The sequence below is a fragment of the Clostridium sp. LS3 genome (genome assembly GCF_055330225.1).
On the sequence record NZ_CM143921.1, the window covers coordinates 3,956,672 to 3,970,000 of the forward strand.

Annotated in this window: 14 protein-coding genes (1 of these 14 running past the window's edge); 7 read left to right on the forward strand and 7 right to left on the reverse strand. The window is 29.1% G+C overall.

The features are described from left to right. Positions 1-8 precede the first annotated feature (8 nt). The 7 genes from mnmG to rpmH all read right to left on the reverse strand — a co-directional run bounded on the left by mnmG (position 9) and on the right by rpmH (position 5,635). Complete coding sequence (mnmG, locus tag ACZJV1_RS18705; protein WP_460289094.1) at positions 9-1,883, reverse strand: tRNA uridine-5-carboxymethylaminomethyl(34) synthesis enzyme MnmG; 1,875 nt, start codon at positions 1,881-1,883, stop codon at positions 9-11. Between the two features lie 11 nt (positions 1,884-1,894). Beyond that, the gene (mnmE, locus tag ACZJV1_RS18710; RefSeq protein ID WP_460289093.1) at positions 1,895-3,274 is read right to left on the reverse strand and encodes a tRNA uridine-5-carboxymethylaminomethyl(34) synthesis GTPase MnmE; all 1,380 of its coding nucleotides are present in this window, start codon (positions 3,272-3,274) and stop codon (positions 1,895-1,897) included. Between the two features lie 158 nt (positions 3,275-3,432). Further along, positions 3,433-4,056, reverse strand: coding sequence for an RNA-binding cell elongation regulator Jag/EloR (gene jag, locus ACZJV1_RS18715; protein WP_460289092.1), 624 nt, complete (start codon positions 4,054-4,056; stop codon positions 3,433-3,435). A 41-nt stretch (positions 4,057-4,097) separates the two neighbouring features. After that, positions 4,098-4,862 (reverse strand): membrane protein insertase YidC, encoded by a 765-nt coding sequence (gene yidC / locus ACZJV1_RS18720; protein ID WP_460289091.1) that lies wholly within the window; start codon positions 4,860-4,862, stop codon positions 4,098-4,100. Between the two features lie 18 nt (positions 4,863-4,880). After that, the gene (gene yidD / locus ACZJV1_RS18725) at positions 4,881-5,090 is read right to left on the reverse strand and encodes a membrane protein insertion efficiency factor YidD (RefSeq protein ID WP_322379464.1); all 210 of its coding nucleotides are present in this window, start codon (positions 5,088-5,090) and stop codon (positions 4,881-4,883) included. Further along, complete coding sequence (rnpA, locus tag ACZJV1_RS18730; RefSeq protein ID WP_411169319.1) at positions 5,090-5,440, reverse strand: ribonuclease P protein component; 351 nt, start codon at positions 5,438-5,440, stop codon at positions 5,090-5,092. The genes yidD and rnpA overlap by 1 nt, the downstream gene beginning before the upstream one ends. 60 nt (positions 5,441-5,500) lie before the next feature. Next, complete coding sequence (gene rpmH, locus ACZJV1_RS18735; protein WP_411169320.1) at positions 5,501-5,635, reverse strand: 50S ribosomal protein L34; 135 nt, start codon at positions 5,633-5,635, stop codon at positions 5,501-5,503. Positions 5,636-6,170: 535 nt separating this feature from the next. Between rpmH and dnaA the strand changes: the two genes are divergently transcribed. From dnaA to gyrA, 7 genes are all read left to right on the forward strand, one after another. Next, positions 6,171-7,526: a chromosomal replication initiator protein DnaA gene (gene dnaA, locus ACZJV1_RS18740; protein ID WP_411169321.1), complete on the forward strand. Its 1,356-nt coding sequence runs from the start codon at positions 6,171-6,173 to the stop codon at positions 7,524-7,526. A 268-nt stretch (positions 7,527-7,794) separates the two neighbouring features. After that, on the forward strand, positions 7,795-8,895 hold the full coding sequence (dnaN, locus tag ACZJV1_RS18745; RefSeq protein WP_460289090.1) for a DNA polymerase III subunit beta: 1,101 nt from the start codon (positions 7,795-7,797) through the stop codon (positions 8,893-8,895). 49 nt (positions 8,896-8,944) lie between these two features. Continuing rightward, the gene (gene yaaA / locus ACZJV1_RS18750) at positions 8,945-9,151 is read left to right on the forward strand and encodes a S4 domain-containing protein YaaA (protein WP_460289208.1); all 207 of its coding nucleotides are present in this window, start codon (positions 8,945-8,947) and stop codon (positions 9,149-9,151) included. An 81-nt stretch (positions 9,152-9,232) separates the two neighbouring features. Further along, a complete protein-coding gene (gene recF, locus ACZJV1_RS18755; RefSeq protein ID WP_411169323.1) occupies positions 9,233-10,318 on the forward strand; it encodes a DNA replication/repair protein RecF in 1,086 nt (361 codons plus the stop codon). Between the two features lie 13 nt (positions 10,319-10,331). Continuing rightward, positions 10,332-10,592, forward strand: coding sequence for an extracellular matrix regulator RemB (gene remB, locus ACZJV1_RS18760; protein WP_411169324.1), 261 nt, complete (start codon positions 10,332-10,334; stop codon positions 10,590-10,592). Positions 10,593-10,650: 58 nt separating this feature from the next. After that, the gene (gene gyrB, locus ACZJV1_RS18765; protein WP_463651033.1) at positions 10,651-12,564 is read left to right on the forward strand and encodes a DNA topoisomerase (ATP-hydrolyzing) subunit B; all 1,914 of its coding nucleotides are present in this window, start codon (positions 10,651-10,653) and stop codon (positions 12,562-12,564) included. 21 nt (positions 12,565-12,585) lie between these two features. Then, positions 12,586-13,329, forward strand: partial view of a DNA gyrase subunit A gene (gyrA, locus tag ACZJV1_RS18770; protein WP_463651034.1) — the 5' portion only. The gene runs 1,809 nt beyond the window's last position; 744 of the gene's 2,553 nt are visible here — the first part of the coding sequence; it begins with the start codon at positions 12,586-12,588; its stop codon lies off the right edge, out of view.

The window sequence follows — 13,329 nt, forward strand, 5'->3', positions numbered from 1 at the left end:
AAAGAAATTTATTTCTTATATTGATGTTCTAAATAAATTAGTAAAACAGATATATCTGCTGGTGAAACACCTGATATTCTTGATGCTTGACCTATACTTACAGGTCTAATGTTAGATAATTTTTGTATTGCTTCAGTTCTTAAGCCCTTTACATCCTTATAATCTAATTCATCAGGAATCAATTTTTTTTCAAACTTCTTAAATTGTTTTACTTGATCTAATTGACTTTCTATATACCCTTCATACTTGGCAATTGTATTTATTTGTTCACCAATATCATCTTCGTATTCATATCTGTCTATATCCAGACTTACTAAGCTAAAGTAATCTAACTCAGGTCTCTTAATAAGTTCATAAAAACTAATAGGCTTTTTAAGCTCTGTTGATCCTAAAGAAACTAAAAACTCATTTACTTCTTTTTTGTTAGTTATTTGAAGTTCTCTCAATCTCTTTACTTCATTTTCTATATTGTTTTTTCTTGTTAAAAACTTTTGATATCTTTCTTCTGTTGCAAGTCCTACTTTATATCCAATTTCAGTTAATCTAAAGTCTGCATTGTCTTGTCTTAATAATAACCTATATTCGGCTCTTGAGGTCATCATTCTATAAGGCTCATTTGTTCCCTTAGTAACTAAATCATCTATAAGTACACCCATATATCCATCTGATCTAGTTAATATCATTGATTCCTTATTTTTAATTTTTAATGCAGCATTTATACCAGCAACTATTCCTTGAGCTGCTGCTTCCTCATACCCTGAGCTTCCATTTAATTGTCCTGCACCGTATAAACCTTCAAAGTTTTTAAATTCTAAAGTTGGCTTTAATTGAGTTGGATCAATTGAGTCATATTCTATTGCATATGCAGTCCTCATTATCTCTACATTCTCTAAACCTGGAACTGTTCTTAACATTTGTAATTGTACATCTTCTGGTAATGATGATGACATTCCTCCAATATACATTTCTTGAGTATCTTCACCTTCTGGTTCTATAAATAATTGATGTCTTTCTCTATCTGGAAATCTCATAACTTTATCTTCTATAGATGGACAATATCTAGGTCCTACCCCCTCTATTAATCCATTATACATTGGTGATCTAGATATATTTTCTTGTATTATCTTATGAGTTTCTTCACTAGTATAAGTTAACCAACAAGAAACTTGATCTCTTGAAATGTCTCCACTAATAAATGAAAATGGAACTATTTTTTCATCACCCGGTTGTTCTATCATTTTAGAAAAATCTACTGATCTTTTGTTTATCCTTGCTGGAGTACCAGTTTTAAATCTTCTTAATGATATTCCTAGATCTATTAATGATTGTGATAATTCATTCGCTGCTGCTAATCCATTTGGACCACTGTTATATGTAACATCACCTATGATTATTCTCGCTCTAAGGTAAGTTCCAGTTGTTAATATAACAGCCTTACATTGAAAATAGCCTCCGTTTTTAGTAAGTACACCTTTAACTTTTCCATCCTCAACATCTAATTCTATAACTTCTAGTTGTCTTAAACTAAGATTTTCTTGATTCTCTAAAGCATTCTTCATTCTATTTTGATACTTTTTCTTATCTGCCTGTGCTCTTAAAGAATGAACTGCTGGTCCTTTAGATGTATTAAGCATTCTTGATTGTATATAGGTATGATCTATATTTACTCCCATCTCTCCACCTAATGCATCTATTTCTCTTACTAAATGACCTTTAGCAGTACCTCCTATATTAGGATTACAAGGCATCATAGCTACTGAATCAAGATTAGTTGTACAAATTAATGTCTTTAATCCCATTCTAGCTGTTGCTAGTGCTGCTTCACAACCAGCATGACCAGCACCTACAACTACTACATCGTATTCTCCCGCATTATATTTCATATTTATTTCTCCTACTTTCCACAACAAAATTCTTTAAATATTTTATTAACTAAATCTTCTTCTAATTCTGAACCTGTAATCTCTCCTAAAGCTTTTAATGCTGCAGTAACATATATAGAAATTAAATCAAGGAATTCATTATTTTTAACTCTTATAAGAGCATCACTACAATTCTCCCTAGCTCTTATTAAAGCTTGCTTATGTCTTGAGTTAGATATTATTAAACTTTCGCTATCTATTTTACCATCAAAGAACATATTTTTAATCTCATTTTTTAATCCATCTATTCCAACATCTTCTTTGGCTGAAATTTTTATTATATTCTCAAAGTTATCTAATAAATTGTAATCTAAATTGCTTTCTAAATCCATTTTATTTAATAAAACTATAGATTTTTTATTTTGAATAGCCTCTATTATATCTTTGTCTTCTTTATCTAATTCTCTAGATGAATCTAATACTAATAAAATTAAATCAGCTTCATTTATTTTTTCTTTAGATCTCTCTACACCTATTTTTTCAACTACATCTTCTGTTTCTCTTATACCTGCCGTATCTATTATTTTTACTGGTATTCCATCTAAATTTATATATTCTTCTATTACATCTCTAGTTGTACCAGCAATATCAGTAACAATTGCTCTCTTTTCTTTAAGAAGTACATTTAATAAAGATGATTTTCCTACATTCGGTTTACCTACTATTGCTAAGCTTAATCCATCCCTTATTATTTTACCTTCATCAGCACTCTTAAGAAGCTTATTCATATGTTCATAAGCCTTTTCAAGGCTATCCTTAACTCTTAAAGGAATACTTGGATCAACCTCTTCATCATCTTCAGTAAAATCTACTGCATATTCTATTAGAGCTAATACATTTAATAGATATTCCCTAAGCTTATTTATCTTTTCTGATAGCGATCCAGTACTTTGCATTAATGCTGATTTCATTGCTAATTCAGTTTTAGCTGTTATTAAGTCCATAACAGCTTCTGCTTGAGATAAATCTATTCTACCGTTCAAAAATGCTCTTTTAGTAAATTCACCTGGCTCTGCAAGCCTAGCACCAGCTTTTATTACCATTTCTAAAACTTTATTTGTTGATGTTACTCCACCGTGACAATTTATTTCTACTGTATCCTCTGCCGTAAAGCTTTTAGGCCCCTTCATATAACTTATTATTACTTCATCTATTAAATCATTTGTATCTATATCAACTACGTGCCCATATCTCATAGTATAAGTTTTCATTTCACTTATATCTTTTCCACTTTTTGATTTAAAAATTTCAGATACTATATTTAAAGCTTTATCTCCAGATACTCTTATAATTGCAATTCCACCTTCACCTATGGCTGTTGATATTGCACAAATTGTATCAAATTCTTTCATCTTCTATCCTCCTTAATGTATATTAGATAAAATTTCTTTTGTTCAATATACTTTGTATTTATATATTCTACCCCATTTTAACTAATATTCATTTTACAGAACTATTTAAATTAAGTCAAAAGAAATAAAGGTAAGAAAGCCTATTGGCCTTCCCACCTTTATTTCTTTATATCTACTACAATTCTTCTATGAGGTTCATCCCCCTGACTAAATGTATAGACATAGTCATTGTCCTGTAAAGCAGAATGTATTACTCTTCTTTCATAAGGGTTCATTGGTTCTAGTTTATAAGGTCTTCCAGTTTTTCTAACTTTATATGCAGTTTTTTCAGCCACTCTTATTAAGGTTTCTTCTCTTTTTTTTCTATAATTTTCAGTATCTAAAACTACCTTTTTATAAGGAATATCATGTTCTTTATTAACTACTAATGATGCTAGATATTGAAGAGAATCAAGTGTTTCTCCTCTATATCCAATTATTAATCCCATTTTAGGCCCATTTAAGTTTATATAAAGTATATCATCAGTTTCTTTAATTCTTATTTCTGCTTGTATTCCCATGTTATCAAGAATACTTCTCAAAAATACTCTTACATCTTCCTTATAATCTCTTTTAACCTTAACTAATATTTTTGCTGGCTTTGTTCCTATAAGATTTAAAAATCCTTTAGAACCTTCCTCTATAACTTCATATTCGACCTTATCCTCTGTAACCTTTAACTCTTTTAGAGCACTTTTTAAAGCTTCACTTACACTTTTACCCGTCATTTCTAATGTTTTCATACCCTATTCACCACCTAGTAAATACTCAATAATAACATATTTTAATTTTTCTTCTTAGTCTTTGGTGTTGCTTTTTTTGCATTTTGAATAGTTTTTAACTTTTCATCTTCTTCTTTTGCTTCTTTTTTCTTTTTAGCTGGTAAGTAATTTATAAAATAAGTTTGTGCTAATTGTATAACTCCACCTATTACCCAATAAATAACTAATATTGATTGGAAGTTAATTGCCATTATCCCCATCATACCAGCCATCATAATATTCATACTTCCCATATTCATTGGACTATCTTCATTTTTAGGCATTGACTTAGTTAAAAGTAAACTTGGTAAATAAGTACTTAAGAAAGCCAATACAGGTAATATGAAATATGGATCCTTTACAAATACATTAGGTATCCATAAAAATGATGCATCTACTACAGACCCTTGATCTATTTTCATAAATACATAGTATAAAGCAAATAATATTGGCAAAGGTAGTAATGTAGGAAGACAGCCTCCAAACATACTTACATTATTTTCTTTCATAACCCTTGATGATTCCATTTGCATCTTTTGAGGATCATTTGCATATTTTTTACGTATTGCATTTAATTCAGGTTGAACCTCTTGCATTCTAGCATTTGATCTGCTTGATTTTATATTTAATGGTAATATTAACAATCTTATTATTATAGTAAATATTGCAATTGTTAATACATATGAAACACCACTTGGTTCCATATTAAATACTGTAAGAATAACATTATGAAGATTATCAAATATAACCTTCAAAAAGTCTGTTATTGGCGATAAAAAGTTCATCATATTTTATGCGTAACCTCCTTATTTTACAGGATCATATCCACCTTTAGAAAATGGATGACACCTTAAAATTCTCTTTATAGCTAAAAAACCACCCTTTATTGCTCCATATTTATTAATAGCATCTATTGCATATTGTGAACATGTTGGAACATAAATACATGTTGGTGGTCTCATTGGTGAAATATATTTTCTATATAAATGTATAGATTTTATCATTAATTTCTTCATTACTTATATAAGCCTGCCTTTAAAAAAAGTTTTTTCATTGCGTCTTCAACTTCAACGAAACTTTTCTCCTTTATAGCACTTCTTGCTACAAACACAAAGTCATAACCTGTTTTAATGTCTTTTTCATTAAGTCTATAACTTTCGGTTATCAATCGTTTACTTCTACTTCTAACTACACTATTCCCAACTTTTTTACTAACAGAAATTCCTACCTTATTATAAGTAAGCCTGTCTTCTGATTTGTTTTTCTTATTATTATAAATGTATAAAACCAAAAGATTATTAGCTAAAGACTTTCCCCTTCTATATACTAATTTAAATTCATTATTTTTTCTTAATCTGTACACCATTGGAAACTCTCTACTCCTTTTTTTCCTGCATTGCAGAAAAAAGGCCACTATTTGCGGCCCTTATGCTGTTAATCTTTTTCTACCTTTTTGTCTTCTTTTCTTAAGAATAGTTCTTCCTGATGAAGTCTTCATTCTTTTTCTGAATCCATGTTCTTTTTTTCTTTGTCTCTTTTTTGGTTGGTATGTCATGAACATTTCACTACACCCCCTTTAAATTGTAATTTCTATAGTAAAAACTATAATCTCTATTTTAAATTTACCTTATTATTATATATACATCAGCATTTTATGTCAATACACTATAATTTTCAAATTATGTTGATAAATATAAAAATATTGCCACATTTTTTTGTGGATAACTTCTTGAATACTCTATTTGACTTGTGTTATTATTAATATTGAATGTGAATAACTTTATTTAGCAAACAACTTATCCACACTTGTGGATTAAATTGTGTATAACTTGTTTGCATTTTCTTTATTATTTTTATAATTATATATATTTTTAGCTAAAATATTGCTTTTATACCATGTTAATAATGTTAAAAAAGGTCCATACTTATACTGTGGATAATTTATATATATCTTTAGCATCAACATAATTATTAACATGTGAATAATTTTATTCTTATTTATTAACACGAAATTTCATCTGTTAATAAGTGTGTTGATATATTGTTATTAACTATTTAATAATTAAATATAAAATTTATTTTATGGAGGATATAAGATGGATAATGATCTAAAATCATTATGGGAAAAAACATTAAATATAATAAAAGGTGAAATGAGCGAAGTTAGTTTTAATACATGGATTAAAAGCTGCGAGCCTATTTCTATATCTTCCAATACAATAAAAATCAGTGTTCCAAATTCCTTTACTCAAGATATACTGGAAAAACGTTATAAGGATTTGGTTGTAAATTCTATAGAGGCAGCTTGCGCCAAAGTATATAAAGTAGAATTTATTGTAGCATCTGATGTTCAGGAAGCTGAAGAAAGGGAAGAAAAGAAATCAAATTTTGATGATAAAGTATCTATTACCGTAAATGATGAAATGTCTAGTACATTAAATCCTAAATATACTTTTGATTCATTTGTTATCGGTAATAGTAATAGGTTTGCTCATGCAGCATCATTAGCAGTTGCTGAATCTCCAGCCAAGGCATATAATCCTTTATTCATTTATGGAGGAGTTGGACTTGGAAAAACTCACTTAATGCATGCTATTGGACATTATGTGCTGCAAAATAATTCTAGTGCCAAGGTTGTATATGTGTCTTCTGAAAAGTTTACAAATGAGCTTATAAATGCAATAAAAGATGATAAAAATGAAGAATTTAGAAATAAATATAGAAATGTTGACATTCTTCTTATAGACGATATTCAGTTTATAGCTGGAAAGGAAAGAACTCAAGAAGAATTTTTCCATACATTTAATGAATTACATGATGCAAATAAGCAAATAATTTTATCATCAGATAGACCTCCAAAGGAAATTCCTACTTTAGAGGATAGATTACGCTCTAGATTTGAATGGGGCTTAATTGCTGATATTCAAGCTCCAGATTTTGAAACAAGAATGGCAATATTAAAAAAGAAGGCTGATGTAGAAAAATTAAATGTTGCAAATGAGGTTATGGTTTATATTGCAACAAAAATTAAATCTAATATTAGAGAACTTGAAGGTGCTTTAATTAGAATAGTAGCTTATTCATCATTGACGAATAGGCCAATAACTGTCGAATTAGCTAGTGAAGCTCTTAAGGATATAATATCAAATAAACAAAATAAAAATGTAACTATAGATGTTATTCAAGATGTTGTTGCTGGATATTTTAATCTTAGGATAGAAGACTTAAAATCTCAAAGAAGAACTAGAAATGTAGCATATCCTAGGCAAATTGCAATGTATTTAAGTAGAAAGTTGACTGATATGTCTCTGCCCAAAATCGGAGAAGAGTTTGGGGGTAGAGACCATACTACTGTAATACATGCCTATGAAAAAATATCTGATAATTTAAACACAGATGAGAGTCTACAACACACAGTAAATGATATAACAAAAAAACTAACTCAAAATTAACTAACAACTGTACATAAATATATTGAATTATTTGTGGATAACTATGTAAGACAATATCACTTGTTAATAATGTGGATAAGACATGTAATTTTTGCTTCACTTATCCACAATATTTTTTTATAAACAATTTAGTGATTTCAACGGCTAGAGCCACTTATCAACATATTAACAGCCCCTACTACTACTATTATTATTTTTTATCTATATATTTATATATATTATCTATATTTAAAAAATCAAAATGTTTATAACTTAAGGAGGTTTTTATATGATATTTATTTGCGAAAAACAAAAAATACAAGAAGGTATATCAATTGCTAACAAAGCTATAACAGGAAAAACAACAATGCCTATATTAGAAGGTATCTACATAAATGCTAAAAAAGATGGATTAACTTTAATAGGATCTGATATGGATGTATCTATAGAAACAAAAGTAGAAGCGAATGTTTTAGAAGAAGGTATGATTGTTATAGATGCAAAAATCTTTGGAGAAATTATAAGAAAACTACCTAATTCAGATATAAAAATAGAAACTTTAGAAAATGACATAATACAGATTACATGTGAAAAATCAATATTTAACTTAGTCTATATGAATGGTGAAGATTATCCAGCTTTACCAAATATAAATGAAAACTTGTCAGTTGAAGTTCCTCAAAATATACTTAAAAATATGATAAAGGGAACATCATTTGCTGTAGCTCAAGATGAAACAAGGCCAATACTTCAAGGAATTTTATTTGAGGTTAATAATAAAGTATTAAATTTAGTAGCTCTAGATGGTTATAGATTAGCTGTAAGAAGTGAATTTTTAGGCAATGATAATAATATAGAAGTTGTAATACCAGGAAAAACATTAAATGAAGTTTCAAAAATATTAGAAGATGTATCAGATATAGTTAAAATAACTTTCACAAATAACCATATATTATTTAATTTAAATAATACTAAAGTTATTTCTAGATTATTAGACGGTAAATTTGTTAATTATTCTTCGTTACTACCTCAAGAATATAAAATTTTAGTGGATGTTAATAAACAACAACTACAGAATTGTATAGAAAGAGCATCCTTAATGGCTAAGGATGGTAATAGTAATTTAATAAAATTAGATGTTCAAGAAGATACTATGATAATAACATCTAATTCTCAATTGGGAAAGGTAAGAGAGGAATTAAACATAAATCTGCAAGGAGATCAAATACAAATTGCATTTAATTCTAGATATTTGTTAGATGTATTAAAAAATATTGATGACGATGAAGTTAAAATGGAAATGACATCAAGTGTTAGCCCATGTGTTATAAAGTGTAAAAATACAGATAACTCAAAATATCTTGTTTTACCAGTAAGGTTAATAAGATAAGAAAGGAGATTCGTGCATAAATTGTGAATTAATATGCATGAAATTGGAAATGGTTGATATAGAAATAAATACAGAATTTATTAAATTAGATTCTTTTTTAAAATGGTGTGGAGCAGCCTCATTAGGTTCTGAAGCTAAAATGTATATTTTAGATGAAATGGTTAAAGTAAATGGTGAGATTTGCGTTCAGAGAGGAAAAAAAATCAGACAAGGGGATATAGTAGAATTTAACGGTGAAAAATACAGAGTTATTTAAAGAGTAACTATATTCTATTTGTATTAACCTTATAATTACTTTTATTCCTCTAATATGTTATAATTAAAATAGGTGTTAAAAATGTATATTAAAAGACTTCAAATGTTAAATTATAGAAACTATAAATCTTTAAATATAACACTTGGTAAAAATGTAAATGTATTTATGGGGGATAATGCTCAAGGTAAGACTAATATTCTTGAAGCAATTTATTATTGTGCGTTTGCAAAATCTCATAGGACATCAAAAGATAAGGATTTAATAAATTGGAATTCGGATAGCGCATATGTAAGTTTATTAGTAGGCAAGGATAGACTCGATAAAAATATTGATATAAATATACTAAAGGATGGGAAAAAGGCAATACGGATTAATAAAGTTAAGGTTTCTAAAATAGGTGAGCTGTTTGGGAACTTTAACGTTGTTATGTTTTCGCCTGAAGATTTAAAGATTATAAAAGATTCTCCAGGAGTAAGGAGAAAATTTATTGATATGGAGTTATGTCAGTTAAATTCTAAGTATTACTATAACCTAGTTCAATATAATAAAGTTCTGAATGAAAGAAATGTTATTTTAAGAAATAAGAATTTAGATAAAGAAATTTTAGATGTATATGATATACAATTAGCAAATTATGGATATCATATAATAATAGATAGACTTAAATATATTAACAAATTAAATTTTTATGGAAAAGATATACATAGAGACATATCTTCAGGAAAAGAAAATATAGAATTTAAATATATAAGTACAATAAAGGATTTAGAAAATATAGAATCTAACTTTTATGATATCTTAAAAAAGAACAGAAAAAAGGATATTGAAAAAGGAACAACCAGTGTAGGGCCACATAGAGATGACTTTGTTATTCTTATAAATAACATAGATACGAAGAGTTTTGGCTCACAAGGACAGCAGAGAAGCTCTGTTCTTACAATAAAATTTTCATCTTTAAAAATAATAAAGGAAATGACATCAGAATATCCAGTATTGTTATTAGATGATGTTTTATCTGAGTTAGATTTTAATAGAAAGAGATATATTCTTAGTACTATTGGAGAAATTCAAACTGTAATAACGTGTACTGGGATAGAAGATTTGACTAATTATTTAGATAGTAGCTCCAGAGTCTTTAAAGTTAAAGATGGAGAAATCCTAAATTAAGGGAGGAATTCTTATGTTTTTACATTTAGGAGAAAATGTAGTTGTTCCAATTAAAGATGTAATTGGAATTTTTGATTTGAAAACTACGATGTACAGCTCAGATACTAGTGCTTTTCTAAGAATGGCAGAAGAAGATGGGTTTGTAGAGAGGATTTCCAAAGAAAAACCAAAATCATTTGTTATAGCTGAAGTTAATAAAAAGAGTAAAATTTATTTATCTCCAATTTCATCTTCAACTTTAACAAAAAGAACTAATATAGATTATAATCCATAGTTCCAATATTAAATCTTCATGTGATTATAATAAAATTTCATTTTAGGAGGAGATTAGGTTGGAAAATAACAAGCAAAGTTATGATGAAAATCAAATTCAGGTTTTAGAAGGCTTAGAAGCTGTTAGAAAAAGACCAGGAATGTACATAGGAAGTACTAGTTCAAGAGGTCTTCATCATCTTGTGTATGAAATAGTTGATAATAGTATAGATGAGGCTTTAGCTGGATTTTGTACGGAAATAAGTGTAGCTATTAATGAGGACAATTCTATAACTGTAATAGATAATGGTAGGGGAATGCCTACTGGAATACATCCTAAGATAGGTAAGTCAACTGTAGAGGTTATAATGACAGTTCTTCATGCTGGAGGAAAATTCGGCGGTGGAGGATATAAGGTATCTGGTGGATTACATGGAGTTGGTGCCTCAGTAGTTAATGCTTTGTCAGAGTGGTGTGAAGTAACTGTAAATAGAGAAGGTAGCATATGGCAACAAAAATATTCAAGAGGAGCTGTTGTAACTGATTTATGTGAAATAGGAGAATCAGAAAATCATGGTACAAAGGTTTCATTTAAGCCTGATACTGAAATATTTGAGGAAACAGAATATGATTTCGATATACTATCTCATAGATTAAGAGAATTAGCTTTCTTAAATAAAGGAATTAAAATAGTACTAACTGATAAAAGAGAAGATGATAACAAAGAAGAAATATACCACTATGAGGGTGGTATAAAGGAATTTATATCATATCTAAATAGAAATAAAGAAGTTTTACATGCAGAGCCAATATATGTTGAGGGAGAAAGAGATGGAATAATAGCAGAAATATCACTTCAATATAACGATGGCTATAATGAGAATATATATTCATTTGCTAATAATATAGATACCATAGAAGGTGGAACTCATTTAGCAGGATTTAAAACAGCTTTAACAAGAGTTATAAATGATTACGCTAAAAAGTTTAATCATTTAAAAGATAATGATAAGAATTTATCAGGAGATGATATTAGAGAAGGTTTAACAGCAGTTGTTTCTATTAAGATATCTGAACCGCAATTTGAGGGCCAAACAAAAACAAAACTTGGTAACTCAGAGGTTAGAGGAATAGTTGATTCAATAGTTGGAGAAGGAGTATCAATATTCCTAGAGGAAAATCCTAACGTTGGAAAAATAATAATTGAGAAAGCATTAATGGCAGCAAGAGCCAGAGATGCGGCCAGAAAAGCAAGAGAATTAACAAGAAAATCAGTATTAGAACGTTCATCATTACCTGGGAAATTAGCTGATTGTTCATCTAAGGATCCATTAGAATGTGAAATTTATATAGTTGAGGGAGATTCGGCAGGTGGATCAGCAAAACAAGGAAGAAATAGAAGATTCCAAGCTATATTACCATTAAGAGGTAAAATATTAAATGTTGAAAAACAAAGATTAGATAGAATACTAACAGCTGATTCAATAAAGTCTATGGTTACAGCATTTGGTGCCGGAATAGGAGAAGACTTTGATGAAGATAAATTAAGATATAGTAGAATAATAATAATGACTGATGCCGATGTAGATGGAGCGCATATTAGAACTCTATTATTAACATTTTTCTTTAGATATATGAGAGGCTTACTAGATGGAGGCCATGTATATATAGCGCAACCACCACTTTATCAAGTAAAGAAAAATAAAAAAGAATACTATGCTTATTCCGATTCAGAGCTTGAAAGATTATTAAATGAAGTTGGTGGAAAAGATAATTCAACCGCTATACAAAGATATAAAGGTCTTGGAGAAATGAATGCAACACAATTATGGGATACAACTATGGATCCAGATAAAAGAGTACTTTTAAAGGCTACTATAGAAGATGCTATAGCAGCAGACGAAATATTTACTATATTAATGGGCGATAAAGTTGAACCAAGAAGAGAATTTATTCAAAAGAATGCTAAGAAAGTAAGCAATTTAGATATTTAGTACTAAAACGAGGTGAGGTACATGAGTTTAAACGAGGGAAAAGTTATATCTATTGATATAAACAAAGAAATGAAGAGATGCTACATCGACTATGCAATGAGTGTTATAGTTGGTCGTGCACTTCCAGATGTTAGAGATGGACTAAAGCCAGTACATAGAAGAATATTATTTTCTATGCATGAGCTAGGTTTAGCTCCAGAAAAAGGATATAGAAAATGCGCAAGAATTGTTGGGGAAGTTTTAGGTAAGTACCATCCACATGGTGATACATCTGTTTATGATGCACTTGTAAGAATGGCTCAAGATTTCTCAATGAGATACATGCTGGTAGATGGTCATGGGAACTTTGGTTCAGTAGATGGAGATAGCGCTGCTGCTATGAGATATACTGAGGCAAAAATGAATAAAATTGCTGCCGAAATGTTAAGAGATATAACTAAAAACACGGTAGATTTTATTCCTAACTTTGATGGTGAAGAAAAGGAACCAGTTGTATTACCATCAAGATATCCAAACCTTTTAGTAAATGGATCATCAGGTATAGCTGTAGGTATGGCAACAAATATTCCTCCTCATAATTTAGGCGAGGTTATAGACGGAACAATAATGCTTATAGATAACCCTGAAACAACTATTTTAGAATTAATGACTGTAATTAAGGGACCGGATTTTCCAACTGGTGCTACTATAATGGGTAAAGCTGGTATTAGAGCAGCGTATGAAACTGGAAAAGGAAGAATTATAGTTAGAGCTAAAGCTGAGATA

Bases quoted from the DNA above. Each gene is read 5' to 3' on its own strand.
- mnmG (WP_460289094.1), bottom strand. From the start codon at position 1,883: ATGAAATATAATGCGGGAGAATACGATGTAGTAGTTGTAGGTGCTGGT.
- mnmE (WP_460289093.1), bottom strand. From the start codon at position 3,274: ATGAAAGAATTTGATACAATTTGTGCAATATCAACAGCCATAGGTGAA.
- jag (WP_460289092.1), bottom strand. From the start codon at position 4,056: ATGAAAACATTAGAAATGACGGGTAAAAGTGTAAGTGAAGCTTTAAAA.
- yidC (WP_460289091.1), bottom strand. From the start codon at position 4,862: ATGATGAACTTTTTATCGCCAATAACAGACTTTTTGAAGGTTATATTT.
- yidD (WP_322379464.1), bottom strand. From the start codon at position 5,090: ATGAAGAAATTAATGATAAAATCTATACATTTATATAGAAAATATATT.
- rnpA (WP_411169319.1), bottom strand. From the start codon at position 5,440: ATGGTGTACAGATTAAGAAAAAATAATGAATTTAAATTAGTATATAGA.
- rpmH (WP_411169320.1), bottom strand. From the start codon at position 5,635: ATGTTCATGACATACCAACCAAAAAAGAGACAAAGAAAAAAAGAACAT.
- dnaA (WP_411169321.1), top strand. From the start codon at position 6,171: ATGGATAATGATCTAAAATCATTATGGGAAAAAACATTAAATATAATA.
- dnaN (WP_460289090.1), top strand. From the start codon at position 7,795: ATGATATTTATTTGCGAAAAACAAAAAATACAAGAAGGTATATCAATT.
- yaaA (WP_460289208.1), top strand. From the start codon at position 8,945: ATGGTTGATATAGAAATAAATACAGAATTTATTAAATTAGATTCTTTT.
- recF (WP_411169323.1), top strand. From the start codon at position 9,233: ATGTATATTAAAAGACTTCAAATGTTAAATTATAGAAACTATAAATCT.
- remB (WP_411169324.1), top strand. From the start codon at position 10,332: ATGTTTTTACATTTAGGAGAAAATGTAGTTGTTCCAATTAAAGATGTA.